The sequence below is a fragment of the Bradyrhizobium mercantei genome (assembly GCF_001982635.1).
GTDB classification, from domain to species: Bacteria; Pseudomonadota; Alphaproteobacteria; order Rhizobiales; family Xanthobacteraceae; genus Bradyrhizobium; species Bradyrhizobium mercantei.
The window spans coordinates 848,350-872,230 of record NZ_MKFI01000001.1 but is presented as its reverse complement, the minus strand read 5'-3'; the positions used below and the strand labels follow the sequence as shown (position 1 = coordinate 872,230).

The window sequence follows — 23,881 nt, the reverse complement described above, 5'->3', positions numbered from 1 at the left end:
GGGCGCTTATCGGCGCAGTTGCGCTGTGCTTCGCAGTTTCCGGCACCGTCACGATGGCGGGTGGTTCCGCGAAGGTCAGCTCGACCCTCGAAGAGCGCAAGCTGCCGATGAAGTTCAGCTGGGTCGCCTGCCAGCCGAATTGCCGGGGCTGGGTTTCGGCTGTCGGGATTATCACCGCGGACAGCCCCAGGGAATTCGATGAATTCGCGCGCAGCCGCCAGCTCAACGGCGCCACCATCGTGCTCGACTCCAGCGGCGGCTCGGTCAACGACGCGATCGCGCTCGGCCGCCGCTTCCGCGGCCTCGGCGCGCTGACCACCGTCGGCACCAGCGTCGCCAATCAGGCGGCGCAGGGCGACCGCGCGAGCGTGCTGCCGGATGCCTATTGCGAGTCGATGTGCGTGTTCCTGCTGTTGTCGGGCAAGACGCGCTACGTTCCACCGGCCGCTCATGTCCGCGTGCACCAGATCTGGATGGGTGATCGCGCCGACGACGCCAAGGCCGCGAGCTACACCGCGCAGGACCTGATGATCGTCGAGCGCGATATCGGGCGCCTTGCAAAGTATACGTTCGACATGGGGGGCGCGGGTGAGCTGCTGTCGCTCGCACTCAGCGTGCCGCCGTGGGAAGACCTGCATGAATTGTCGGCGGCCGAATTGCGGCTGACCAATCTCGTCACCACGGATGCGGTCGCCGACGTGCTGCCGCGGCAGGACAATGCAATTCCCGTTGCCGAGGCGAAGCCGAAGATCGGCGATCGCTTCGCGAGCAGCGTGATGGAGGGTGAGGCGCAGCCGCAGGCCGCGAAGGCGACCAAGACCGCCGAGGCTGTGGTGCCGACCGGCGGGACCGCCGCGCCGGCGCCGGTCCAGCCGTCTCAGTAACGCTGACGCCGGCAGGAAGTCTTAGGCCGGCTGCTTTGCCTTGGCCTCGATCTGGCCGATCGCATCGACCACGGCATCGAAGGTCAGAAGCGTCGAGGCGTGGCGCGCCTTGTAGTCGCGCACCGGCTCGAGCAGCGCGATGTCGGCCCACTTGCCGCCCCGCGGGGGCTGGCCGTTTTCCTTCAGCATCTTGCGGACGGTCTCGCGCAATTCGCGCAGCTCGCCCGCGGTCGAGCCCACCACGTGGCTTGCCATGATGGAGGAGGATGCCTGGCCGAGCGCGCAGGCCTTCACGTCATGGGCGAAGTCCGTCACCACGGGGCCGTCCATCTTGAGGTCGACCTTGACGGTCGAACCGCACAATTTGGAGTGGGCGGTGGCGCTGGCGTCCGGCTCGGCGAGCCGTCCGAGGCGCGGAATATTGCCGGCCAACTCGATGATCCGCTTGTTGTAAATGTCGTTCAGCATGAGGACAGATGCCTGGTTCCGGCCGTGCCGGGCGCTCTTGGCGGCTGGGTTTCACCGTCCTATATATGGACGACGCGGCCGGAAACATAGCCCGGCCATGCGTCCACCGCGGACCACATTCGCCGTTGTGGTGCTACAAAATGGGGACTCAGGCGCCCGGCGGATCGATGATCCGCCCCGTCTGCCCGGTGACACATCCGGCCTGAAGGCAATGCCAGGGCCGGTCGAACGGAGAAGACATGGACGCCTTGATCAAGCCGATTCGCCCCAACAAGCCAACTGACGCGAAGCCAGGCGAGCTCGACCCTGCAGAATTCATGGCGGCGGCCGTTCGTGCCGACCAGCCGCGCCCGTCGCGCGCCGAAGCCGAGGACGCCGTGAAGACGCTGCTCGCCTATATCGGCGAGAACACCGGCCGCGAAGGTCTGCTCGATACGCCGCGCCGCGTCGTCGAGGCCTATGACGAGCTCTATCAGGGCTATCACCAGTGCCCGGCCGAAGTGCTCAACCGCACCTTCGGCGAGACCGCCGGCTATGACGATTTCGTTCTCGTCCGCGACATCGAATTCACGTCGCAGTGCGAGCATCACATGATGCCGTTCTACGGCAAGGCGCACATCGCCTATACGCCGGTCGAGCGCGTCGTGGGTCTCTCCAAGCTGGCGCGGCTGACCGACATCTTCGCCCGCCGCCTGCAGACCCAGGAGCATCTCACCGCCCAGGTCGCGGCTGCGATCGACGAGGTCCTCAAGCCGCGCGGCGTTGCAGTGCTGATCGAGGCGGAGCATACCTGCATGTCGGTGCGCGGCGTCGCCAAGCACGGCGCATCGACCTTCACCAGCCGCTTCACCGGCATGTTCCGCGACAATCCGGCGGAGCAGCAGCGTTTCCTGTCCCTGGTGCGAGGACCGAACCGGTAACCTCGCATTCTCTCGAGCGAGGTTGTCCGTGTCCGCATCGACCCACGATCACGACCGTGAAGAGGGGCTGGCCTTCCAGCCCAAATTCGACGCGGCAGGTCTTGTGACCTGCGTCGCGACCGATGCTGCGACCGGCGACGTGCTGATGGTCGCGCACATGAACGACGAAGCCCTGCGCAAGACGATCGCGACCGGCGAGGGCTGGTACTTCAGCCGCTCGCGCAATGCGCTGTGGCGCAAGGGCGAGAGCTCGGGCCAGACCCAGCGCGTGGTCGAGATCCGGATGGATTGCGATCAGGACGCAGTGTGGATCAAGGTCGAGCAGATCGGCGCTGCCTGCCACACCGGACGGCGCTCCTGTTTCTATCGCGCGGTGAAGGACGAGGGTGGCAATGTCAGCCTGTCCTTTGTCGATGCCGACCGCCTTTTTGACCCGGCAGCAGTCTACCGCACCTAACCATTGATCTGAATCAAAGACGGCGCGCCAAATTTCGCGCTTCGTCACCTCCGGTTTCGCGATGAGCTCTCATCGTCGCGCTGGGGGGCAAAAGGTGACGTATCGTCTTACTCGGTTGACCGCGTTTCTGGCGCTCGCTGCGCTACCGATCGATGCTGCCCGATCGCAAACAACCGAGCGTGCACCCGATACGATGGCCGCGCGTGTCCTTGCCTGCGCGCCCTGTCACGGCGCCGAAGGCGAAGGCACCGGCGACGCTTATTTTCCCCGTCTTGCCGGCAAGCCGGCCGGCTACCTCTACAACCAGCTGATCGCGTTCAGGGACGGGCGGCGGAAATATCCGCCGATGAACTACCTGCTGGAGTTTCAGACCGACGATTACCTGAAGAAGATCGCCGAGTATTTCGCTTCGCTCAGGCCGGCATTTCCGCCGCCGGTCCCCCCGGTCGACAGCAAGGAGATCCTGGCGCGCGGCGAGGCGATCGTGAAGAACGGCGATCCGCAGCACGGCGTTCCACCCTGTTCGGCCTGTCATGGCCCCACATTGGGCGGGATGGAGCCCGGGATTCCCGGCCTGCTTGGCCTCCGCGCGGCCTATATCAGCGGCCAGCTCGGCGGCTGGCGTTACGGCACGCGCACGGCGTTCGCGCCGGACTGCATGCAGATCGTTGCGAGCCTGCTGACCGAGGACGATGTCAAGGCGGTGGCAGCCTACCTGTCGTCGCGTCCGGCACCGGCCGATCCGTCCTTCGCGGCGCGCGGCAGCCTTCCGATGCCGCTCGAATGCGGCAGCGAACCGCACTGAAGGGATCGTGCCGATGTCGCGAACCTCAACAGGACTGCTGGTCGGATTGATACTGGTGCTGTCGCCCATCACGGCACTGGCGCAGCCGAAGGCGGCCGATCCGGCCGTCATCGCCAAGGGCGAATATCTCGCGCGCGCCGGCGATTGCATCGCCTGCCACACGGCGCGCGAAGGCAAGACCTTCGCCGGCGGTCTCCCCATGAAGACGCCGTTCGGCACGCTCTACACGTCGAACATCACGCCCGACTCGCAGACCGGCATCGGCACGTGGACGTCGGACCAGTTCTACCAGATGATGCACAGTGGCCGCTTCCCGGATGGCGGCCTGGTCTACCCGGCGATGCCGTTCGCCTCCTACACCCAGGTCACGCGCGAGGACAGCGACGCGATCTACGCGTATTTGCGCACCGTGCCGCCGGTCAAGCAGCTCAACAAGCCGCATGACCTGACGTTCCCGTTCAACAACCGCTCGCTGATCCTTGGATGGCGCACGCTGTTCTTCAGGGAAGGCGAGTTCAAGCCTGACCCAACGAAGTCGGCGGAATGGAATCGCGGCAACTATCTGGTCGAGGGGCTCGGTCATTGCGGGATGTGTCACACCCCGATCAATGCGCTCGGCGGCAGCAAGCAGTCGCAGGCCTTCGAAGGCGGCCTGATCCCGATGCAGAACTGGTACGCGCCGTCGCTGACCTCCAACAAGGAGACGGGACTCGGCGACTGGACGATCGAAGAAATCGTCGACTATCTGCGCAAGGGCGTGTCCGCCAAGGGCGCCGTGTACGGGCCGATGGCCGAGGTCGTCTACAACAGCCTGCAATATCTCAATGACGACGACGTGCGCGCAATGGCGGTCTATCTGAAGGGTCTCGCGCAAGGCGGTCCGCCGGAAAAGGCGTCGACCGCGCTGCCGTCGGCCGAGAGCAGTCTGCTGCTGTCCTTTGGCAAGTCGATCTATGATCGCGACTGCGCGAGCTGCCATGGCGCGACCGGGCAGGGGATGCCGCCGGATTATCCGCCGCTTGCCGGCAACCAGTCGATCCAGATGGTCTCCGCGGTGAACCCGATCCGGATGGTGCTCAATGGCGGCTATCCGCCGGGCACATCGGGCAATCCGATGCCCTACGGCATGCCGCCGTTCGCGCAGAAGCTGTCGGACGACGAGGTCGCGGCGGTCGTGACCTACATTCGAACGGCCTGGGGCAACCGCGGCGAGCCGGTGTCGGCGCGGCAAGCCAACGAGCTGCGTGCAGCAACACTGAATTAGGGGCGCGATCATGATCAACGCACCTTCGCCGCAACCATCGGCATCCGGCTCGGAAGACGATGATGTCGAGACCGTCGTGCGCGCCGGCCCGGGCGGCGCGGTCGCGGTTGCGGGCATCGCGACGGCCATCGTGGTCGGATTGTGGTTGGCATTCTACCTGCTGGTCTTTCTGCCGCGGAGCGTTCCCTGATGGCGACAGAGACCGACCATGGCCTCGGCGAAGCGGTTGCCGCCCGGATCGAGCGGCGCTGGGCGACGCTGTCGCTCGTCATTGTCGCCTTTCTGGTCGGCATGGCGGCCTATATCGGCATCCATCAGGCGACGATGCCGCAGGGCCGGGTCGAGACCGCCGATCCCAAGACGCTGCATCTGTCCGGCGAATTCATCGAGAGCAATCTCGGCAGCGAAATGCAGCCCGACGGCTCGGTCACCGTGCGCGCGATCGGTCAGCAATATTCCTTCACACCGCAATGCGTCGTGGTGCCCGCGGAGACGCCGATCACGTTTCGCGCCACCAGCGCCGATGTCGTCCACGGTTTCCTGATCGAGGGCACCAACATCAACACCATGCTGGTGCCGGGCTACGTCACGGACCTGCCGGTGCGCTTCAAGGCGCCGGGCGATCACGTGATGCCGTGCCAGGAGTTCTGCGGCATCGGTCACCAGGGCATGTGGGGCAAGGTCAAGGTGGTCGACAAGGCCGCGTTCCGCGACATGGCGGCGGCGAAGCGGAGGCTGACCTGTGTTGATTAACAAGCGGCTGATAGCGGCGCATTTCTGGCTCGCCTTCGTCGTGTTCGGCGCGGCGCTGGTGCTCGGCGCCTGGCAGATGTTCGTGCGCAGCCCGTTGAACGCCTGGCACTTCAATCCGGAATTCTACTATCGCTCGGTCACCGCGCATGGCTCGGCGATGGGATACGTGTTCCCGACGCTGATCGCGATGGGCTTCGGCTATGCGATCACCGAGGCGTCGCTGGAGAAGGCGCTGATCGGGCGTCGCTGGGCCTGGGCCGGATTCTTCCTGGTCGCCGCCGGCGCCGTCGTCGCGATGATCCCGGTGTCGCTCGGGCTCGCCTCGGTGCTCTACACCTTCTATCCGCCGATGGTCGGCAATCCCTTCTACTACATCGGCGTCGTCATGGTCGTGGTCGGCTCATGGATCTGGGTCGCGCTGATGGTGGTCAATTTCGTGATCTGGAAGCGCGAGAATCCGGACAAGCCGGTGCCGCTTGCGATGTATGCCAATGTCGCGGGCTGCTTGCTCTGGGGCTGGACCGCGGTCGGTGCGGCGCTCGAGATCCTGTTCCTGATCCTGCCCGTGGCGTTGGGGCTCAAGTCGACGATCGATGCCGGGCTGGCGCGCGTGTTCTTCTCGTGGACGCTGCATGCCATCGTCTATTTCTGGCTGATCCCGACCTACATCGCCTACTACACGATCTTCCCGCGCGCGATCGGCGGCCGGCTCTACAGCGACGCGATGGCGCGGATCTCGTTCATCCTGTTCGTCGTGGTGGCGATGCCGATCGGCGTGCATCATCTGTTTGCCGACCCGCAGGTCGGCGCCGGATTCAAGTTCATGCATTCGGTATTCACCGGCCTCGTCGCGCTGCCGACGCTGCTCACCGTGTTCACGATCTGCGCGTCGGCTGAGGTTGCCAGTCGCCTACGCGGCGGCCGCGGTGCATTCGGCTGGATCGGCGCGCTGCCATGGTCCAATCCGATCATGCTGGCGACCGCGCTGTCGCTGGTCATGCTCGGCTTCGGCGGCGCCGGCGGGCTGATCAACATGAGCTATCAGCTCGACGCCACGGTGCACAACACGCAGTGGATCACCGGTCATTTCCACCTGATCTTCGGCGGCGCCATCGTCATCATGTACTTCGCCATCGCCTATGATCTGTGGCCGCATTTGACCGGCCGGGCGCTGGACAACTTCGGCATGATGCGCGCACAGCTCTGGCTGTGGTTCATCGGCATGATCGTGACCACATTCCCGTGGCACTATGTCGGCATCCTCGGCATGCCGCGCCGCATGGCGTATTACGACTATGCCAACCCGGCGATCTCGCCACAGGCCTTGTCGGTGACGCTGTCGGCGATCGGCGGATTCATCCTGCTGCTGTCCGGCCTGCTGTTCCTGCTGGTGCTGATCCGCGGGCAATTCGGCGCGCGAGGCGAGGCGGGTGCCTACCGCTTCGCGGTGCCGCTACATATGCCGGCGCGGATTCCGGTCGCGCTCAATTCGTTCGGCCTCTGGCTTGCGTTGATGGTCGGCCTCACCGTCGTGAACTATGGTTTCCCGATTGCGCAGTTGATGGCGCTGAACGAGACCAGCGTGCCCGCGGTCTATGTCGGAGCAAGCCGATGAGCGATCAGCCGCTGTTCTCGCTGCGCAATCCGTGGTTCGGCACCAGCGTCGGCATCACGGCCGCGATTGCCGTGCTGTCGGCCATCGCCGGCCTGATCTGGTTGCCGTTGGCGCAACCGAACCTCAAGCTTGCCGGCGTCTGGGATGCGATTTGCAGCGCGGCCGGCGTGCCGCGTGCTGCCGTGCCGGAGGCCGGCGTCAAGCCGGATTTCAAGACCTCCAATGTCGTCATGACGTCAGAGATGCTGACCAGGGTGAACCAGGTCTCGATCGGCCGTGGCGCGACGCTGGCGCAGCGCTGCGCGATCTGCCACGGACCGCAGGGCGTCAGCGACGCGCACTCGCCGAACCTCGCCGGGCAGTTTGCCGCGGTGACGTACAAGGAACTGAACGACTTCAAGACCGGCGCGCGGGTCAGCGTGGTGATGAGCCCGTTCGCGGCGGCCATGAGCGATCAGGACATGAAGGACGTTGCGGCCTACTACGCCTATCTGCCGCGGGTGCCTTCGAACAGCCTGGATACCGGGCGTCCCGCGCCGGCGGTGGTGGTGACGGGCGCCCCGATGCGCAACATCCCGCCCTGTGGCTCCTGCCACGGCGATATCGACAACAAGGCGGGAAGCCCCTGGCTCGGCGGTCAGTCGGCGGTGTACATCAAGGCGCAGCTCGAGGCCTTCGCGTCCGGGGCCCGCCGCAACGACATCAGCCAGCAGATGCGCAACATCGCGCGCCAGATGACGGCCGAGGAGATCGACCAGGTCGCGCATTACTACGAGGCCCAACCCTGAGCAGGGGCGATCTTAACGTGCCGTTAACCATAATTACGGCAGGTTGACGGGACATGGGTGCCGATTGCCGGCGCCCGGCAAGGCACCCGGACAGATGGCGGTCGACCTCTTCAATGCGACGGCTTCGGCAGGTGTCGATGCTTCGCGCCTGAAGGTCGCGGGCTCGATCAAACAGGCGGCCGCGACCACCGGCACGAGCTTCGAATATCTGCTCACCACCGCGAAGATGGAATCCAATTTCAATCCGCAGGCCGGCGCCACCACCTCGTCGGCACATGGGCTCTATCAATTCATCGACCAGACCTGGCTCGGCACCGTCAAGGAGGCCGGCAGCCAGCTCGGCTACGGCCAGTATGCCGACGCCATCACCAAGAATTCCGACGGCAGCTATTCGGTCAGCGATCCCTCCGCACGCAGCGCTGTCATGAAGCTGCGTGACGATCCCGATGCGGCGTCGTCGATGGCGGCGGTGCTGACGCAATCCAACAGCTTCAAGCTCACGGGCACGCTCGGCCGGCGTCCGACCGATGCCGAACTCTATATGGCCCATTTCATGGGCGTCGGCGGCGCCGGCAAGCTGATCTCGAGCGCCGAGGATAGCCCGAGCGCCAATGCGGCCGCGATGTTTCCGAAGGCGGCGGCTGCGAACCAGTCGATTTTCTACGACAAGTCGGGCAGTGCGCGCAGTGTCAGCCAGGTCTATTCGGTGTTGACCACGCGCTACGCCGCGGCCGCCAATTCCAAGGACACGCGCACCGCCTTTGCCGCGGCGGGCGGCGACACCATGTCGCCTTACGCGATCGCAAGCGCGGCGCCGACGCAAGCGGTGTCGATGGACACCGCGTCGTATCTCTCGACCTTCCCGAATACCAGTGCGGCCTCATCAGCCGGCGCGACCTCGGCCGTCGCATCGGCACAGCCGGCGCCGACCTTCCGCTCGCTCTACCAGGCCGGCGACCGCTCGGAACCGATCTCGCCGGCGGTGCAGGAGCTGTGGGGCAACTCCGCCTCGCTGACCGCGTCGGCAACGCCGAAGGTCCGCGCGCCCGGGCGGCTCGATCTGTTCAGCGACCCCAACGGCACTTACAGCAACAGCTAGCGCCGCGTTGCTAGCGCGCGCGAAGCCGCACGCCGTCGCCGTCTTAACGAAACGTCAATAATCCCAAACGTTTATGGTGAACCCTTTGTTAAGCGTCATGGTTTATTTTTCCTTGTAGTTGGCATCGTAGGTCGATGCCGTTTCGTTGCGTAAGCCGGCAGGACCATGATCGTTCGGCAGTTCATTAGTTGGATTAGGACCGCTCCAGCAGGCGAGCGGGCAGAGGCGACGCGGGCGTTGGCCCGGGCCTGGCTCATTTCAGATCTCACCGAGGACGACCGTATCGCAGCCGAAGGCGCGCTGCTGATGCTGCTCGACGATCCGTCGCCGCTGGTGCGCCAGGCGATGGCCGAGGTGTTTGCGCATAGCGGGGAGGCGCCGGCTGCGATCGTGCGGGCGCTGTCGGCCGACCAGCCGTCGATCGCGCTGCCGGTGCTGGAGCATTCACCGCTTCTCATCGACGCCGATCTCGTCGACATTGTCGCGACCGGCTCCGACGAGATGCAGTGCGCCATCGCGCGCCGAAACAATCTGCCGGCTTCGGTCGCCGCGGCGATCGCCGAGGTCGGCTCGGCGGCGGCCGCGCTCGAACTGATCGAAAATCCCTATGCCGGGCTTGCGCCTTTCTCCTGGGACCGCATCGTCGAGCGCCACGGCCACCTCGCGGCGATCAGGGAATCGATGCTGGCGCTGGAAGACCTGCCGTCCGCGACGCGGCTGGCGCTGGTCGCAAAGCTCTCCGACACGCTGGCGCAGTTCGTCGTCGCGCGAAACTGGCTCGGGGCCGACCGCGCCGACCGGATTGCGGGCGAGGCGAAGGAGCGCTCGACGGTCAACATCGCCGCGCGTGCCTTCGGCGACGACATGCAGAACCTGATCACGCATCTGCGCGCCACCGGCCAGCTCACCGCCGGGTTGATCCTGCGCGCGCTGCTGTCAGGCAATCTCGATCTATTCGGCGCTGCGCTTGCCGAACTCTCCGGACTGCCTTATGGCCGGGTCTCGGCGCTCTTGAACGACCGCGGCGGCAACGGCCTGCAGGCACTGCTGCGGCGGGCCGGCCTGCCGGAATCGACCTACGCGGCGTTCCGCATTGCGCTCGAGGCCAGTCACGAGGTCGGCTATGTCGATAGCGGCGACGGTGCGGCGCGGCTGCATCGCCGCATGGTGGAGCGCGTGCTGACGCATTGCGAGACCGATCATTCCGCCGCCGAGCCGCTGCTGATCCTGCTGCGCCGCTTCGCGACGGAATCGGCTCGCGAGGATGCACGGATGTTCTGCGAGGAGCTCGCCGCCGAAGACGCGGTCTCGGTGCTGCCCTACGACGACGACCTGATCGCGGCCTGAAGGCCGCGTTTCCTTCCGATTGATGGATGCTTGGGTAGCTGCGGCAACGCGGGCAGCCGGCCGACTGCGCCGTTATTCGCTGGGTGCGATGCTCGGCGCGAGGATCGCCTCGAGATGCTCGGGGCGGTCGCGGTTGGCGTGGGTCAGGAATTCATCGGCGATGCCGCGGAGCTGCTTGCTCAGCACGCCGGCCACGACCGCGGTGTCGAGCTTGGTGCGGTTGCGCACGATCGCCTGCACGGCGTTGATGTGGTGGGCAATCAGCTGCGGCGGCACTGCGCCCAGGTCGGGCGCGTGCTCGATGATGCGGCACAGGCTCTCGGCGGCTGCGGCCGCCGACGGATAGCCGAACGTCGCGGCATCGCCCTTGATGTCGTGCGCGGCGCGGAACAGCTCCTCGCGCGTCTTGTCGTTGAAGCCCTCGCGCTGCACCGTGGCATGCGCGGCGGAGAGGCGGTCGGCCTCGATCGTCATCCATTCCTTGAACTCGCCCGACAGCCCGGCAAGCGCCTTCTCGGCGCGGCCCACGGGATCGTCGAGATCGCTCTCCGGCACCCGCAGCAGCACCTTCCGCAGCGGATTCGGCTGCGTGATCACGTGGTGCGTGCCGAAGCTCTTGACCTCGATGCTGCCTGGTTTGTCCTTGGAATTGTCCTTGGCCATGACGGTGTCCTAGATCGCGGAGCGCGCCTTCTCGAGCAGCGAGGGCTGCTGCAAAATCTCGACCTCGCCGCTGCCGCGGCGTTCGGGGCCGATATAGGTATTGGTGGTATTGCGGCGGCGGTCGGGGCCGAAATAGGTCTTGGTCTTGATGAACGGGCGCGGGTTGGCGACCACGTTCATGATGCGCTGGTAGAGGCCCTTGGCCGAGATCGGCTTGGCCAGGAATTCGGTGACGCCGGCATCGCGTGCCACGGTGACGCGGCGCTTCTCGGAATGCCCGGTCAGCATGATGATCGGCGCGTAGGGGTTGCCCTTGGATTCCGGCTGCCGGATCATCTGCGCGAGCTCGAGCCCGTCGAAGATCGGCATCGACCAGTCGGTGATGACGATGTCGGGCACGTAGTGGGTGTACATCTCGAGCGCGGTGGCGCCGTCCTCGGCCTCGTACACTTCGCGCGCGCCGAACGAATGCAGCAGCGTCCGCAGAATGCGGCGCATGTGCGGATTGTCGTCGCAAATCAAAAATCGCAGCTTGTTGAAATCGATGCGATACATGGTCCGGTCCCGAAGGGGCATACCGGGCCAAACGCGGTATTACCCGACGTTAACCATATCCCGCCCGGGGTTAATGATTGGTTGCCGGGCAGGGGGAAGGGGCGCGTGCCGTCAGTAGCCGAACTGCTCGCGCAGGATGCGCTCCTCCAGCGAATGGCCGGGGTCGAACAGCATCCGCATCGCGATGGTCTTGTCTGAGAGTATCTCGACGCGGCGGACGTCGCGGACCTCGTCATGGTCGGCGACCGCGGCGACCGGGCGCTTCTCGCCCTCGATCACCTCGATCACCACGAAGGCGGAATTCGGCAGCAGCGCGCCGCGCCAGCGCCGCGGCCGGAACGCGCTGATCGGGGTCAGCGCCAGCAGCGCCGCGTTGATCGGCAGGATCGGACCCTGGGCGGAGAGGTTGTAGGCGGTCGATCCGGCCGGCGTCGCCACCAGGATGCCGTCGGCCATCAGCTCGGGCATTCGCTCATGCTCGTCGATCAGGATGCGCAGCTTGGCGACCTGGTAGGTCTGCCGGAACAGCGCGACCTCGTTGATCGCGTGATGCAGGTGCACGGCGCCGTGGATGTCGGTCGCGCGCATCAGGAGCGGATTGATCAGCGACTCCCGCGAGGCGGCAAGCCGCGTGCGCAGATCATGCGTCGAATATTCGTTCATCAGGAAGCCGACGGTGCCGCGATGCATGCCGTAGATCGGCTTGCCGCTGCGCATGTTGGCGTGCAGCGTCTGCAGCATCAAGCCGTCGCCGCCGAGCGCAACCACGACGTCGGCATCGGCGGCGGAATGGTTACCGTACATCGCAGTCAGCTGCTCGAGCGCCGTCTGCGCCTCTGCGCTTGGGCTGGCGACGAAGGCGATCTTGTCATACCGCTTGGAGCTGGCCATCGCTCACGAACTCGTTTGGCACGGAATACGCCGCGCTCGTCTATACATCCCGGGCGGCCTTGTCGAGATGGTCCGGGAACGGACCGCACGGCTTACCGGTGCCGCCAAACTAGCGCAGTTTGCCGCTGGATTGCGTAAACAGGGGCGCAGGGAGTGGACGATATGGCTAACAGTTTTGCGACACGGCTCGCCGCGGCGTTGCTGGTGGCCTGCCTCGCAACCGCGGCGCGGGCCGACGATGATATGCCGCAGCCATCGCCGTCGCCGAGCGCGCAGGCCCCTAGCAGTCAGAATCCGAGCGGTCAGAATCCAACTGGCCAGAAGGGGCGGGCGGGGCGCGGCGAGGCGGGCTCCGGCGCCAGCGCGGCGGCCAGCGCCTCGACCGCCGAACAGCATCGCCTGCCGCCGGATTCCACGACCAAGCAATCGGTCGCGCTGCCCGACCGCACGCTGAACTTCAGCGCCACCGCAGGCTCGATCCGCGTGTTCGACGACAAGGGCGAACCGCTCGCCGACATCGCCTACACCTCGTATCAGCTCGACGGCGCCGACAAGTCGAACCGTCCGGTGACGTTCCTGTTCAACGGCGGGCCGGGCTCCGCATCGGCCTGGCTGCAATTCGGCAATGTCGGGCCGTGGCGGCTGCCGTTCGACGGCGCAGTGTCCTCGGCCTCGCCCGAACTGCAGGCGAACGCCGACACCTGGCTCGACTTCACCGATCTCGTGTTCATCGATCCCGTCGGCACCGGCTACAGCCGCTTCGTCACCACCTCGGAGGATGCGCGCAAGCGCTTCTTCACCGTCGACGGCGACGCCAATTCGGTCGCGCTGGTGATCCGCCGCTGGCTGGAGAAATACGACCGGCTGACCTCGCCGAAATATGTCACCGGTGAAAGCTATGGCGGCATCCGCGGGCCCAAGGTGGTGCGCAATCTGCAAATGCAGCAGGGTGTCGGCGTGCGCGGCCTGATCCTGATCTCGCCGGTGCTTGATTTCCGTGACTATACCGGCACCAGCATCCTGCAATATGTCGCGAGCCTGCCGACCATGACGGCAGTTGCGCGGCAGGCGAAGGGACCGGTGACGCGGGAGGATCTCGCTGACGTCGAGAGTTATGCGCGCGGCGATTTCCTGCTCGACCTCGTCAAGGGCCAGGCCGACGCGGAAGCCACCACGCGGCTCGCCGACAAGGTCGCAAGCCTCACCGGCATCGATCAGGCGGTGAGCCGCAGGCTCGCCGGCCGCTTCGACATCGGCGAATTCCGCCGCGAGTTCGATCGCAAGAACGGTAAAGTCACCGGCCGCTACGACGCCTCGGTCGAGGGCTTCGATCCCTATCCGGACTCCAGCTATTTCCGCTTCAACGATCCGTCCGGCGATCCCTTGATGGCTCCGCTCACCAGCGCCGCCGTCGACCTCACCACGCGCAAGCTGAACTGGCGGCCGGACGGCTCCTATCACCTGCTCAGCGAGAGCGTGAACAAGGGCTGGGAATTCGGTCACGGCATCAGCCCGCCGGAATCGGTGACGCAGCTGCGCCAGATGCTGGCGCTCGATCCGAAGATGCGGCTGCTGATCGGCCACGGCCTGTTCGATCTCGCGACGCCGTACTTCGCCTCCAAGATCATCCTCGACCAGCTGCCGGCCTTCGCGGGCCCGAGCCGCACCAGGCTTGCGGTCTATCCCGGCGGCCACATGTTCTACTCCCGCGACGGCTCGCGCCTGGCGTTCCGCAAGGAGGTCGAGGCGTTGGTGAAGTGAGGGGGCTGGCGAATTGATTTCAGGTTACCCTCGCCACGTCCCCAGCCGTCGTCCCTGCGAAAGCAGGGACCCATACTCCGCGGCTTGTGTTGTGATCGGGCTTCGTTGTTCCACCACCGCTCACCAATAACCATTCGTGGTTATGGGTCCCTGCTCCCGTGCGCAATTGCTCACTAGGCAGGGACGACACCGAGTTTGTAGCTTCCGCATTCTCGCGATACGCCTGTCCGAGTTGAGTTGCCGCGGGGGCAACTTGTTTCACCCATACGTCTCCACAATAAAGTCGATCAGGGCGCGGAGCTTGGGCGTCATCTTGCGGTTCCTCGGCCACAGGATCTGGCGCGCGCGGGCTTGCGTGGTGTAGTTCGGCAGCAGCACCTGGAGCCGGCCCGCGGCGATATCCTCGGCCAGCAGCTCGTCGCGCATCAGCACGATGCCGGCGCCGGCGAGGGCCGCATAGCGGATGCCGAACGCGTTGTTGATGGTCAGGCGGCTCTCGACGTCGACCTGCACCTCGCCCTCCGGCCCGAGGAAGGTCCATCGCTGTCCGTCCGACCAGCCGGGATAGCGCAGGCATTCATGGCCGGCGAGATCCCGTGGATGGGCCGGCGTGCCGCGTTCGGCGAGATAGCTCGGCGCGGCGCAGACCACGCCGGTGTAGGGCGACAGCGAGCGCGACATCATGGTGGAATCGGTCAGTGTGCCGACCCGGATCGCGGCATCCAGTCCTTCCTCGAGCAGATCGACCATCCTGTCGCTGAGCACGAGGTCGACCGAGACTTCCGGGTATTTTTTCATGAAGCGCACCAGCGCCGGCGCCAGGCTGTACGATCCGAACGCGACCGAGGTCGCGACGCGCAGCCTGCCGCGCGGCGCGCTCAACGCTTCCTCGACCAGCGCATCGCCGGCCTCGGCCTCGACCAGCAGATGCTTGCAGTGATCGAGATAGCTGCGGCCGAGCTCGGTGAGGCCCTGCCGCCGCGTGGAGCGGTTGATCAATTGCGAGCCGAGCCGGTCCTCGAGAAAACGGATATGCTTGCCGATCATGGTCGGCGACATCCGCAGCTCCTTGGCCGCCGCGGTGAATGAGCCAAGATCGGCGACGCGGGCGAACACGGACATGCTGGTTAGTCGGTCCATTATTATAAACCAATGGTTATTTCACTGCAGAGCAAACCGCCGCTTCTAGCACGTAGCATTTCTATTTATTACCATAAGTGAGCAATTGGCGCGAGAATGCACGCGATTGCTTTGGAATTTGGCCGATCGCGCCCGGAGGGGCCGATCCGCGCAAGGGCTCCAACCAGGACAGGAGTGTCAGATGCCTTTCCAGATCACGATCAATGGGACCAGTCATTCGGTCGATGCCGACGGCGATACGCCGCTGTTGTGGGTGCTGCGCGACGTGCTCGGCATGACCGGCACCAAGTTCGGCTGCGGCATGGCGCTGTGCGGCGCCTGTACGGTGCATCTCGACGACAGCGCGGTGCGCTCCTGCATCACGACGATCGACAGCATCGGCGATTCCAAGATCACGACCATCGAGGCGGTCGGCATGACGGCGGCGGGCAAGAAGATCCAGGACGCCTGGCTCGCGCATGAGGTGCCGCAATGCGGTTACTGCCAGTCCGGGCAGATCATGTCCGCTGCCGCGCTGCTCGCAAGCAAGTCGAAGCCGACCGATGCCGATATCGACGAGGCGATGTCGGGCAACATCTGCCGCTGCGGGACCTATGTCCGCATTCGCGACGCCATCAAGCAAGCCGCGCAGTCGGGAGGTTGAGCCATGACGCTGATCGACAATCTGTCCGAGCGCGCCGCCGACCTGTCGCGGCGCAACTTCCTCCGCGCCGGCGCGATCGCAGGCGGCGGTCTGCTGCTCAGCGTGAGCCTGCCGTTCGCGAGCCGCGAGAACGAGGCCGCGGCCGCCGACGGCTTCGCGCCGAATGCCTTCATCCGGATCGGCGGCGACGGCAAGGTGGTGCTGACCATGCCCTATGTCGAGATGGGGCAGGGCACCTACACCTCGATCCCGATGCTGATCGCCGAGGAGCTCGAGGTCGGCCTGAACCAGGTGCAGCTCGAGCATGCGCCGCCGAGCGACAAGCTCTACGCCAACCCGCTGCTCGGCGTGCAGGCCACCGGCAATTCGAATGCGATGCGCGGCGCCTGGCAGCCGATGCGGAAAGCCGGCGCCACCGCGAAGGCAATGCTGATCGCAGCCGCGGCGAAGCGCTGGAACGTCGAGCCCGCCAGCTGCCGCGCCGAGAACGGCGAGGTGCATCATGCCGCCTCGGGACGCAAGCTGGGTTACGGCGAGCTCGCGGCCGACGCGGCCCAGATGCCGGTGCCGGAGAATGTGACGCTGAAGAGCCCGGCCGAGTTCAAGCTGATCGGCACGCCGGCCAGGCGGCTCGATACGCCCTCCAAGATCAACGGCACGGCGGTCTATGGCATCGACGCGCGGCCGCCCGGGGTGAGAGTCGCGACGCTGGCGCAGTCGCCGGTGTTCGGAGGGCGGGTGAAGCGCGTCGATGATGCGGCAGCAAAAGCGATCAAGGGCGTCCGCCAGATCGTGACGCTCGATGACGCAGTCGCCGTGGTGGCCGATCACATGGGCGCGGCGAAGAAAGGTCTCGCGGCGCTCACGATCGAGTGGGACGACGGGCCGCACGCCAAGCTCGCCACGGCGGATATCGCGCGCGAGCTCGAAGCCGCCACCACCAAGCCGGGCGCCGTCGCGCAGAATACCGGCGACGCCGACAAGGCGATGGCGGGCGCCGCGACGAAGATCGAGGCGACCTATCAGCTGCCGTTCCTCGCCCATGCGACGATGGAGCCGATGAACTGCACCGTGCATGTGCGCTCCGATGGTTGCGAGATCTGGGTCGGCAACCAGGCGCTCTCGCGCGTGCAGACGGTGGCCGCGAAGATGCTGAACCTGCCGCCGGAGAAGGTGGTGGTGCACAATCATTTGCTCGGCGGCGGCTTTGGCCGCAGGCTCGAGGTTGATGGCGTCATTCGCGCCGTGCAAATCGCAAAGCAGGTCGACGCGCCGGTCAAGGTGGTGTGGACCCGCGAGGAGGACATCCAGCACGACATGTACCGGCCGTACTGGTTCGACCGGATTTCGGTCGGGCTCGATGCGTCCGGCAAGCCGGTCGCCTGGAATAATCGCTTTGCCGGTTCGTCGGTCATCGCGCGCTGGGCGCCGCCGGCGTTCCGCAACGGGCTCGACGGCGACACCACCGAGGGCGCGATCGATCTCGTCTACGACATTCCGAACTTCCATGTTGAATACGTCCGGGTCGAACCGCCCGGCATCCCGACCGCGTTCTGGCGCAGCGTCGGGCCCTCGCACAACGTGTTCGTCGCCGAAAGCGTGATCGACGAGATGGCGGCAGCCGCCAAGCAGGACCCGGTCGCGTATCGCAAGGCGCTGCTCGGCAAATCGCCTCGAGCCAAGGCGGCGCTCGAGCTTGCGGCGGCCAAGGCCGGCTGGGGCGACAAGCTACCGGCCGGGCGCGGCCGCGGCGTGTCGCTGCAATTCGTGTTCGGCAGCTACCTCGCGCAGATTGCCGAGGTCGAGGTTGCCAAGGACGGCTCGGTCCGCGTCCACCGCGTGGTCTGCGCGATGGATTGCGGCACCGTGGTCAATCCCGACACGGTGCAGGCGCAGCTGCAGAGCGGCATCAATTTCGGCGTCACCGCCGCGCTCTACGGCGAGATCACGCTGAAGGACGGGCGTGTCGAGCAGACCAACTTCGACACCTATCAGATGCTGCGCATCGATCAGGCCCCGGCCATCGAGGTCCATATCGTGCCGAGCACCGAGCCGCCCGGCGGCATGGGCGAGACCGGGACCTCGGGCATCGTGCCTGCGATCAGCAACGCGATCTTCGCGGCAACCGGCAAACGGTTGCGCAAGATGCCGGTCGATCCGGCGGTGTTGAAGCAGGCATAAGGCGCTACTGGCGCGATCGTGAAGTGGCACGGATTTGCAGGTTCCGCTGATCCGTGCGACAAGCGCGCATGCATGTGAGGCGGCTCGTCAATCTCTGGATTCTGCTGTTCGTCGCGGCCGGGCTGTTGCTCGCGCCCGTGGCGCCGGCGTTTGCCCGGATGATGCCGGACGCATCGGCCGTCACGATGCAGGCGATGTCTGACCATCAGGCTATGTCGGACCACGCGATGTCCGGCCACGCGATGTCCGACAAAACGATGTCCGACGAAGCCATGTCGGGGCAGGCGATGGCGGACAACATGCCGTGCTGTCCGGACCAGACCAAGAGCAAGGGCTGTGACGATTGTCCGTTCCTCGCGCTGTGCATGCTCAGCGTCTCGCTGCCCGCGCCAGGCGGAGCGATGTCGCTGATCGCGCGCCAGCCGTCGCTGAGCGCCTTCGCCGCGCGCGATGACCGCCTGCTTGACGGGCTTGGCGCCAAGCCTCCGGATCATCCGCCTCGAACCATCGTCTGACAGGCGCTCAAAGCGCCTGATCGCTGATGCGTGCGCCCGATCGCGCGCGTGTCGCCGCATGCCGCTCACGCGGTTCATCAGACGTATCGAGGAATCATACCCATGAAGTCTTTCCACCTCGCGCGCGCCGCTGCGGCCGCGCTGATCGGCGTTGCCCTTGCCCACGCGCCCGCCCATGCCGAGATCAAGAACTACGAGTTCCAGCTGGTGCAGCCGACCGTCAAGGCCGGCGCCGATCGCATCGTCACGGTGCGGCTGGTCGACAAGAGCACCGGAAAATCCGTCTCCGACGCGATCATCTTCTCGACCCGGCTCGACATGGCGCCGGACGGCATGCAGGAGATGGCCACCAAGGTGACGCCGATGCCTGGCGCCGAGCCCGGCACCTACCGGTTCAAGGCGACCTTCGGCATGGCTGGCCGCTGGCAATTGTCGCTCGGCGCCAAGGTGCAGGGCGAGACCGGTTCGGTCGAGAACAAGCTTGTCGTCACGGCCGAGCAATGAGCCGCCTCATCTGGGCCGGCGCTGCCGCTGCGATCGCCGCAGCGGCTGGCGCCGCGTGGATCGGCCGCGGTTTGCCGCCGCCACCCTCGACCGCTGCGATCGTCTCTGGCGCGCATGCGGCGGAGACGGCTGCGCCGATCTATTACCGCGATCCCGATGGCAAGCCGATCTATTCGGCGACGCCGAAGCAGACGCCCGACGGGCGTGATTTTCTGCCGGTTTTTCCGGAGCGCGATGCGCAATCCGGCGGCCCCGAGCGGCCGGTAGAGAAGGCCACGGCCGCGAACAGCGAGCGCAAGGTCAAATATTATCGCAACCCGATGGGGCTTCCCGACACCTCGCCGGTGCCGAAGAAGGATTCCATGGGGATGGATTACATCGCGGTCTATGACGGCGAAGACAGCGACGATGGTTCGATCACGCTGTCGCCCGGCAAGATCCAGCGGACCGGGGTCAAGTCGGAGCCGGCCGAGATGCGCCGCATCCGCACGCTGGTCCGTGCGCCCGGCACGATCCAGCTCGACGAACGCCGCGTCTCCGTGATCGCGATGCGGGCCGAGAGCTATGTGCAGAAAGTCGCCGACGTCACCACAGGCAGCCGTGTGACAAAAGGACAGCCGCTGATGGAAATCTACAGTCCGGCGATATCTTCCGCCGCGGCCGAATATGTCGCGACCATCACGTCGAAAGCGACCGCGAATATCGCGCCCTACGGACGAGGATCCAAGCAGCGGCTGACCAATCTCGATGTGCCCGAGCCCGTCATCACCGAGATGGAGAAGAGCCAGACGGTCCCGATCGCCATACCGTGGTCGTCGCCGCGCGACGGCATCGTGCTGCAGCGTGCCGCCATCGAGGGCATGCGCGCCCAACCGGGTGACGTGCTGTTCCGGATCGCCGACGTCTCTGTCGTTTGGGCGCTGGTCGATGTCGCCGAACGCGACCTCGGCAACATCGTGGTCGGCCAGAAGGTCACGGTGCGGGCGCGCAGCTATCCCGGCCGCACATTCGCTGGCCAAATCAGCGTGATCTATCCGCAGGTCAACAAGGAGACGCGCACGGCGCGGGTGCGGATCGAACTTGAGAACGTGGATCTTGCGCTGCTGCCGGACATGTATGTCGATGCCGAGATCGACACCGGCAGTGCAGCGCCGGTGCTGACGGTCGCCGACAATTCCATCCTCGATACCGGCAGCCGCCAGACCGTGCTGCTCGACCGCGGCAACGGACGGTTCGAGCCGCGCGAGGTCAAGCTCGGGCGGCGCGGCGACGGCTATGTCGAGATCCGCGACGGGATCGCCGAGGGCGATGCCGTGGTGATTTCGGCCACTTTCCTGATCGATGCCGAAAGCAATCTGAAGGCGGCGATCAAGGGCTTTGCCGAGGCCGGCACGAAGCAGGCAGCAGGTGAGGGCGGGATGATGGATGGAGGCAAGCCATGATCGCCCGAATCATCGCCTGGTCGGCGCGCAATCTGCTGCTGGTGCTGTTCGGCACCGGCTTCGCCGCGGCCGCGGGCCTCTACGCGCTGCTGCATCTGCCGCTCGATGCGATCCCCGATCTCTCGGACACCCAGGTCATCGTCTACACCGAATATCCCGGGCAGGCGCCGCAGGTGATCGAGGACCAGGTCACCTATCCCCTGACCACGGCGATGCTGACGGTGCCGAAATCGAAGGTCGTGCGCGGCTTCTCGTTCTTCGGCGTCTCCTTTGTCTATGTCATCTTCGAGGACGGCACCGACATCTACTGGGCGCGCTCGCGCGTGCTAGAATTCCTCAACAGCGCGGCGTCGCGGCTGCCGGCCGGCGTGTCGCCGACCATCGGTCCCGACGCAACCGGGGTCGGCTGGGTCTACCAATATGCCGTGATGTCGAAGCAGCTCAATCTCGCCGACACCAGAACGATCCAGGACTGGAACCTGAAATTCGCGCTGGCCAAGGCCGAAGGCGTGGCCGAGGTGGCCAGCGTCGGCGGCTTCGTCAAGCAGTACAACGTGATCCTCGATCCGCAGCGGATGCGCGACCGCGGCATCACCATGCAGCGGATGCGCGACGCGATCCGCGCCAGCAACGCCGATGTCGGCGGCCGCACCGTCGAGCTCTCCGAGTTCGAATATGTCATCCGCGGCAAGGGCTACCTGAAGGACATCAACGACCTCGGCAATGTCGTGCTGAAGACCGACAACGGCACGCCGGTGCTGTTGCGCGACGTCGCCCGCGTCGAGTTCGGCCCCGACGAGCGGCGCGGCATCGCCGAGCTCAACGGCGAGGGCGAGGTGGCGAGCGGCATCGTGCTGCAACGCTTCGGCATGAACGCGCTCGACGTTATCGAGAACGTCAAGAGGCGGTTCAGGGAGATCGCGACCAGCCTGCCGAAATCGGTCGAGATCGTGCCGGTCTATGACCGCTCCAATCTGATCTATGCTGCGATCGACACGCTGAAGCGCACGCTGTTCGAGGAGAGCGTGGTGGTCGCGCTGGTCTGCATCGTGTTCCTGCTGCATGTGCGCAGCGCGCTGGTCGCGATCCTGATGCTGCCGGTCGGCGTGCTGATGGCGTTCGGCGCGATGAAACTGCTCGGGATCGGCTCCAACATCATGAGCCTCGGCGGCATCGCGATCGCGATCGGCGCCATGATCGATGCGGCGATCGTGATGATCGAGAATGCGCACAAGCACCTGGAGCGTGCCGAGCCCGGCCGGTCGCGGGTCGCGATCCTGATCGAGGCAGCATCGGAGGTCGGGCCGGCGCTGTTCTTCAGTCTGCTCATCATCACCGTGTCGTTCATGCCGATCTTCACGCTGGAATCGCAGGAGGGCCGGCTGTTCTCGCCGCTCGCCTTCACCAAGACGTTTGCGATGGCGGCAGCGGCGCTGCTGTCGGTGACGCTGGTGCCGGCGCTGATGGTGATCTTCGTTCGCGGCAGGATCATTCCCGAGCACAGGAACCCGATCAACCGTTTCCTGATCTGGATCTACCGTCCGGTCATCAACGGCGTGTTGCGGGCCAAGACGCTGGTGATCCTGCTGGCGCTCGGCGTGCTCGCCGTCACGGTCTGGCCGGCGCGGCAGCTCGGCACCGAGTTCATGCCCGACCTCAACGAGGGTACGCTGCTCTTTATGCCGACCACGCTGCCGGGCATCTCGGTGACCAAGGCGTCCGAGCTGATGCAGACCCAGAACCGGATCATCAAGAGCTTTCCGGAGGTGGCCTCGGTCTACGGCAAGGCCGGCCGCGCCGCGACCGCAACCGATCCGGCGCCGTCGGAAATGTTCGAGACCATCGTCAACCTCAAGCCGAAGCAGGAATGGCGCCAGGGCGTCAGCCTCGACAGCCTGATCGCCGAGATGGACAAGGCGCTGCAATTCCCCGGCGTCTCCAACGCCTGGACCATGCCGATCAAGGCGCGCATCGACATGCTCTCGACCGGCATCCGCACGCCGGTCGGCGTCAAGGTGATCGGTCCCGATCTTGCCGTGATCGACAAGCTCGCGCGCCAGGTCGAGCAGGTGCTCAAGACCGTGCAGGGGACCTCGTCGGCCTATTCCGAACGCAGCCTCGGCGGCTACTATCTCGAGATCACGCCGAACCGCGAGGCGTTGGCGCGCTACGGCATCGCGGTGCAGGACGTGCAGGATACGATCGCCGCCGCGCTCGGCGGCCAGAGCGTGACCACGACGGTGGAGGGGCGGCAGCGCTTCACCGTCAACATGCGCTATCCGCGCGACCTGCGCGACAATCCCAGCGCAATCGCCAGCGACATCCTGGTGCCGATGCCGGCCGGCGGCGCGGTGCCGCTCGGCGAAGTCGCCGACGTCAAGCCGGCGCGCGGGCCGAGCTCGATCCGGACCGAGAACGGGCAGCTCGCGACCTACATCTATGTCGACATCCGCGATCGCGATCTCGGCGGCTATGTCGCCGACGCGCAGCGCGCGGTGCAGGCGAGCGTGGCGTTTCCGCCCGGCACTTATCTGGTGTGGAGCGGGCAATACGAATATCTCGAACGCGCCGCCGCGCGGCTCAAGATCGTGGTGCCGGTGACGCTCTCGATCATCTTCCTGCTGCTCTATCTCAATTTCCGCTCGGTGGCGGAGACTATGATCGTGATGCTGTCGCTGCCGTTCGCGCTGGTCGGCGGGCTCTGGCTGATGTGGGCGCTCGGCTTCAACCTGTCGGTTGCGGTCGCGGTCGGCTTCATCGCGCTCGCCGGCGTCGCCGCCGAGACCGGTGTGGTGATGCTGATCTACCTCAACCATGCGCTGGACGAGGCGAGGGCCCGTTGTGCCGCCGAAGCGCGGACGGTCGGGCGCGGCGACCTGCACCGCGCGATCATCGAGGGTGCGGTCGAACGCGTGCGGCCGAAGATGATGACTGTGGTCGCGATCATGGCCGGGCTGCTGCCGATCATGTGGAGCACCGGCACCGGCTCCGAGATCATGCAGCGCATCGCCGTGCCGATGATCGGCGGCATGATCTCCTCGACCTTGCTGACGCTGATCGTGATCCCCGCGATCTTCGCCATCGTGAAGGGCATCGAGGTCAGCGCGAGCGTGCCGGAACGGAAGGTCGCTGCGGCCGCCGCCGGCCAGCAGGCATCGCTGTGACCGGGACAGCGCGTTTCTTGAA

The 23,881-nt window shown here is 65.8% G+C and carries 23 protein-coding genes; 18 read left to right on the top strand and 5 right to left on the bottom strand.

The annotated features are described in order from the left end of the window. Positions 1-53 precede the first annotated feature (53 nt). Positions 54-884, top strand: a complete 831-nt coding sequence (locus tag BI327_RS04300) for a COG3904 family protein (RefSeq protein ID WP_089025363.1) — start codon at positions 54-56, stop codon at positions 882-884. Positions 885-905: 21 nt separating this feature from the next. Here the strand turns inward: BI327_RS04300 and BI327_RS04295 are convergent, their stop codons facing one another. Next, on the bottom strand, positions 906-1,352 hold the full coding sequence (locus BI327_RS04295) for an iron-sulfur cluster assembly scaffold protein (protein ID WP_076858511.1): 447 nt from the start codon (positions 1,350-1,352) through the stop codon (positions 906-908). Between the two features lie 239 nt (positions 1,353-1,591). On the opposite strand from BI327_RS04295, the gene folE reads away from it, so the two are divergent. The 10 genes from folE to BI327_RS04245 all read left to right on the top strand — a co-directional run bounded on the left by folE (position 1,592) and on the right by BI327_RS04245 (position 10,400). Next, a complete protein-coding gene (gene folE / locus BI327_RS04290; RefSeq protein WP_076858510.1) occupies positions 1,592-2,272 on the top strand; it encodes a GTP cyclohydrolase I FolE in 681 nt (226 codons plus the stop codon). 22 nt (positions 2,273-2,294) lie between these two features. After that, complete coding sequence (hisI, locus tag BI327_RS04285; RefSeq protein ID WP_076858509.1) at positions 2,295-2,729, top strand: phosphoribosyl-AMP cyclohydrolase; 435 nt, start codon at positions 2,295-2,297, stop codon at positions 2,727-2,729. A gap of 193 nt (positions 2,730-2,922) precedes the next feature. Further along, positions 2,923-3,534: a c-type cytochrome gene (locus BI327_RS04280; RefSeq protein WP_083741919.1), complete on the top strand. Its 612-nt coding sequence runs from the start codon at positions 2,923-2,925 to the stop codon at positions 3,532-3,534. A gap of 13 nt (positions 3,535-3,547) precedes the next feature. Continuing rightward, complete coding sequence (locus BI327_RS04275) at positions 3,548-4,798, top strand: c-type cytochrome (RefSeq protein ID WP_076858507.1); 1,251 nt, start codon at positions 3,548-3,550, stop codon at positions 4,796-4,798. 10 nt (positions 4,799-4,808) lie between these two features. Further along, the gene (locus tag BI327_RS04270; protein ID WP_076858506.1) at positions 4,809-4,988 is read left to right on the top strand and encodes a hypothetical protein; all 180 of its coding nucleotides are present in this window, start codon (positions 4,809-4,811) and stop codon (positions 4,986-4,988) included. Further along, the gene (locus tag BI327_RS04265) at positions 4,988-5,551 is read left to right on the top strand and encodes a cytochrome C oxidase subunit II (protein ID WP_076858505.1); all 564 of its coding nucleotides are present in this window, start codon (positions 4,988-4,990) and stop codon (positions 5,549-5,551) included. The genes BI327_RS04270 and BI327_RS04265 overlap by 1 nt, the downstream gene beginning before the upstream one ends. Continuing rightward, positions 5,541-7,166 carry a cbb3-type cytochrome c oxidase subunit I gene (locus BI327_RS04260; protein WP_076858504.1) on the top strand — a complete coding sequence of 542 codons (1,626 nt, stop codon included), beginning with the start codon at positions 5,541-5,543 and terminating at the stop codon, positions 7,164-7,166. Before BI327_RS04265 ends, BI327_RS04260 begins: the two co-directional genes overlap by 11 nt. Continuing rightward, positions 7,163-7,954 (top strand): c-type cytochrome, encoded by a 792-nt coding sequence (locus BI327_RS04255; protein WP_076858503.1) that lies wholly within the window; start codon positions 7,163-7,165, stop codon positions 7,952-7,954. Before BI327_RS04260 ends, BI327_RS04255 begins: the two co-directional genes overlap by 4 nt. Before the next feature lie 94 nt (positions 7,955-8,048). Continuing rightward, positions 8,049-9,053 carry a transglycosylase SLT domain-containing protein gene (locus BI327_RS04250; protein ID WP_089025362.1) on the top strand — a complete coding sequence of 335 codons (1,005 nt, stop codon included), beginning with the start codon at positions 8,049-8,051 and terminating at the stop codon, positions 9,051-9,053. 165 nt (positions 9,054-9,218) lie between these two features. Continuing rightward, the gene (locus BI327_RS04245) at positions 9,219-10,400 is read left to right on the top strand and encodes a DUF2336 domain-containing protein (RefSeq protein WP_076858501.1); all 1,182 of its coding nucleotides are present in this window, start codon (positions 9,219-9,221) and stop codon (positions 10,398-10,400) included. A gap of 72 nt (positions 10,401-10,472) precedes the next feature. Here the strand turns inward: BI327_RS04245 and BI327_RS04240 are convergent, their stop codons facing one another. From BI327_RS04240 to BI327_RS04230, 3 genes are all read right to left on the bottom strand, one after another. Continuing rightward, complete coding sequence (locus BI327_RS04240; RefSeq protein WP_076858500.1) at positions 10,473-11,063, bottom strand: Hpt domain-containing protein; 591 nt, start codon at positions 11,061-11,063, stop codon at positions 10,473-10,475. A 9-nt stretch (positions 11,064-11,072) separates the two neighbouring features. Next, positions 11,073-11,618 carry a response regulator gene (locus tag BI327_RS04235; RefSeq protein WP_050402868.1) on the bottom strand — a complete coding sequence of 182 codons (546 nt, stop codon included), beginning with the start codon at positions 11,616-11,618 and terminating at the stop codon, positions 11,073-11,075. A 111-nt stretch (positions 11,619-11,729) separates the two neighbouring features. Continuing rightward, on the bottom strand, positions 11,730-12,509 hold the full coding sequence (locus BI327_RS04230) for an NAD kinase (protein WP_076858499.1): 780 nt from the start codon (positions 12,507-12,509) through the stop codon (positions 11,730-11,732). Between the two features lie 162 nt (positions 12,510-12,671). On the opposite strand from BI327_RS04230, the gene BI327_RS04225 reads away from it, so the two are divergent. Further along, positions 12,672-14,270, top strand: a complete 1,599-nt coding sequence (locus BI327_RS04225) for a S10 family peptidase (protein WP_076858498.1) — start codon at positions 12,672-12,674, stop codon at positions 14,268-14,270. A gap of 258 nt (positions 14,271-14,528) precedes the next feature. Here BI327_RS04225 and BI327_RS04220 read toward each other — a convergent pair whose 3' ends face one another. Next, positions 14,529-15,392, bottom strand: coding sequence for a LysR family transcriptional regulator (locus BI327_RS04220; protein ID WP_245334711.1), 864 nt, complete (start codon positions 15,390-15,392; stop codon positions 14,529-14,531). Between the two features lie 199 nt (positions 15,393-15,591). Here BI327_RS04220 and BI327_RS04215 point away from each other — a divergent pair, with 199 nt between their 5' ends. The 6 genes from BI327_RS04215 to BI327_RS04190 all read left to right on the top strand — a co-directional run bounded on the left by BI327_RS04215 (position 15,592) and on the right by BI327_RS04190 (position 23,859). Beyond that, entirely contained in the window at positions 15,592-16,053 is a 462-nt protein-coding gene (locus BI327_RS04215) for a (2Fe-2S)-binding protein (protein WP_076858496.1), read from the top strand. A gap of 3 nt (positions 16,054-16,056) precedes the next feature. Beyond that, positions 16,057-18,234, top strand: coding sequence for a xanthine dehydrogenase family protein molybdopterin-binding subunit (locus tag BI327_RS04210; protein WP_076858495.1), 2,178 nt, complete (start codon positions 16,057-16,059; stop codon positions 18,232-18,234). Between the two features lie 68 nt (positions 18,235-18,302). Continuing rightward, entirely contained in the window at positions 18,303-18,749 is a 447-nt protein-coding gene (locus BI327_RS04205; RefSeq protein ID WP_076858494.1) for a hypothetical protein, read from the top strand. A gap of 102 nt (positions 18,750-18,851) precedes the next feature. Then, on the top strand, positions 18,852-19,253 hold the full coding sequence (locus BI327_RS04200) for a FixH family protein (protein ID WP_076858493.1): 402 nt from the start codon (positions 18,852-18,854) through the stop codon (positions 19,251-19,253). Continuing rightward, positions 19,250-20,695 (top strand): efflux RND transporter periplasmic adaptor subunit, encoded by a 1,446-nt coding sequence (locus BI327_RS04195; RefSeq protein ID WP_076858492.1) that lies wholly within the window; start codon positions 19,250-19,252, stop codon positions 20,693-20,695. Before BI327_RS04200 ends, BI327_RS04195 begins: the two co-directional genes overlap by 4 nt. After that, positions 20,692-23,859: an efflux RND transporter permease subunit gene (locus tag BI327_RS04190; protein WP_076858491.1), complete on the top strand. Its 3,168-nt coding sequence runs from the start codon at positions 20,692-20,694 to the stop codon at positions 23,857-23,859. Before BI327_RS04195 ends, BI327_RS04190 begins: the two co-directional genes overlap by 4 nt. Positions 23,860-23,881: the final 22 nt, after the last annotated feature.

What these genes read in the sequence shown, in the direction of transcription:
- BI327_RS04220 (WP_245334711.1), bottom strand. Translation starts at nt 15,392, where the DNA reads ATGTCCGTGTTCGCCCGCGTCGCCGATCTTGGCTCATTCACCGCGGCG.
- BI327_RS04200 (WP_076858493.1), top strand. Translation starts at nt 18,852, where the DNA reads ATGAAGTCTTTCCACCTCGCGCGCGCCGCTGCGGCCGCGCTGATCGGC.
- BI327_RS04275 (WP_076858507.1), top strand. Translation starts at nt 3,548, where the DNA reads ATGTCGCGAACCTCAACAGGACTGCTGGTCGGATTGATACTGGTGCTG.
- folE (WP_076858510.1), top strand. Translation starts at nt 1,592, where the DNA reads ATGGACGCCTTGATCAAGCCGATTCGCCCCAACAAGCCAACTGACGCG.
- BI327_RS04225 (WP_076858498.1), top strand. Translation starts at nt 12,672, where the DNA reads ATGGCTAACAGTTTTGCGACACGGCTCGCCGCGGCGTTGCTGGTGGCC.
- BI327_RS04245 (WP_076858501.1), top strand. Translation starts at nt 9,219, where the DNA reads ATGATCGTTCGGCAGTTCATTAGTTGGATTAGGACCGCTCCAGCAGGC.
- BI327_RS04235 (WP_050402868.1), bottom strand. Translation starts at nt 11,618, where the DNA reads ATGTATCGCATCGATTTCAACAAGCTGCGATTTTTGATTTGCGACGAC.
- BI327_RS04280 (WP_083741919.1), top strand. Translation starts at nt 2,923, where the DNA reads ATGGCCGCGCGTGTCCTTGCCTGCGCGCCCTGTCACGGCGCCGAAGGC.
- BI327_RS04230 (WP_076858499.1), bottom strand. Translation starts at nt 12,509, where the DNA reads ATGGCCAGCTCCAAGCGGTATGACAAGATCGCCTTCGTCGCCAGCCCA.
- BI327_RS04190 (WP_076858491.1), top strand. Translation starts at nt 20,692, where the DNA reads ATGATCGCCCGAATCATCGCCTGGTCGGCGCGCAATCTGCTGCTGGTG.
- BI327_RS04195 (WP_076858492.1), top strand. Translation starts at nt 19,250, where the DNA reads ATGAGCCGCCTCATCTGGGCCGGCGCTGCCGCTGCGATCGCCGCAGCG.
- BI327_RS04250 (WP_089025362.1), top strand. Translation starts at nt 8,049, where the DNA reads ATGGCGGTCGACCTCTTCAATGCGACGGCTTCGGCAGGTGTCGATGCT.
- BI327_RS04265 (WP_076858505.1), top strand. Translation starts at nt 4,988, where the DNA reads ATGGCGACAGAGACCGACCATGGCCTCGGCGAAGCGGTTGCCGCCCGG.
- BI327_RS04205 (WP_076858494.1), top strand. Translation starts at nt 18,303, where the DNA reads ATGCATGTGAGGCGGCTCGTCAATCTCTGGATTCTGCTGTTCGTCGCG.
- BI327_RS04210 (WP_076858495.1), top strand. Translation starts at nt 16,057, where the DNA reads ATGACGCTGATCGACAATCTGTCCGAGCGCGCCGCCGACCTGTCGCGG.
- BI327_RS04255 (WP_076858503.1), top strand. Translation starts at nt 7,163, where the DNA reads ATGAGCGATCAGCCGCTGTTCTCGCTGCGCAATCCGTGGTTCGGCACC.
- BI327_RS04215 (WP_076858496.1), top strand. Translation starts at nt 15,592, where the DNA reads ATGCCTTTCCAGATCACGATCAATGGGACCAGTCATTCGGTCGATGCC.
- BI327_RS04300 (WP_089025363.1), top strand. Translation starts at nt 54, where the DNA reads ATGGCGGGTGGTTCCGCGAAGGTCAGCTCGACCCTCGAAGAGCGCAAG.
- BI327_RS04270 (WP_076858506.1), top strand. Translation starts at nt 4,809, where the DNA reads ATGATCAACGCACCTTCGCCGCAACCATCGGCATCCGGCTCGGAAGAC.
- BI327_RS04295 (WP_076858511.1), bottom strand. Translation starts at nt 1,352, where the DNA reads ATGCTGAACGACATTTACAACAAGCGGATCATCGAGTTGGCCGGCAAT.
- BI327_RS04240 (WP_076858500.1), bottom strand. Translation starts at nt 11,063, where the DNA reads ATGGCCAAGGACAATTCCAAGGACAAACCAGGCAGCATCGAGGTCAAG.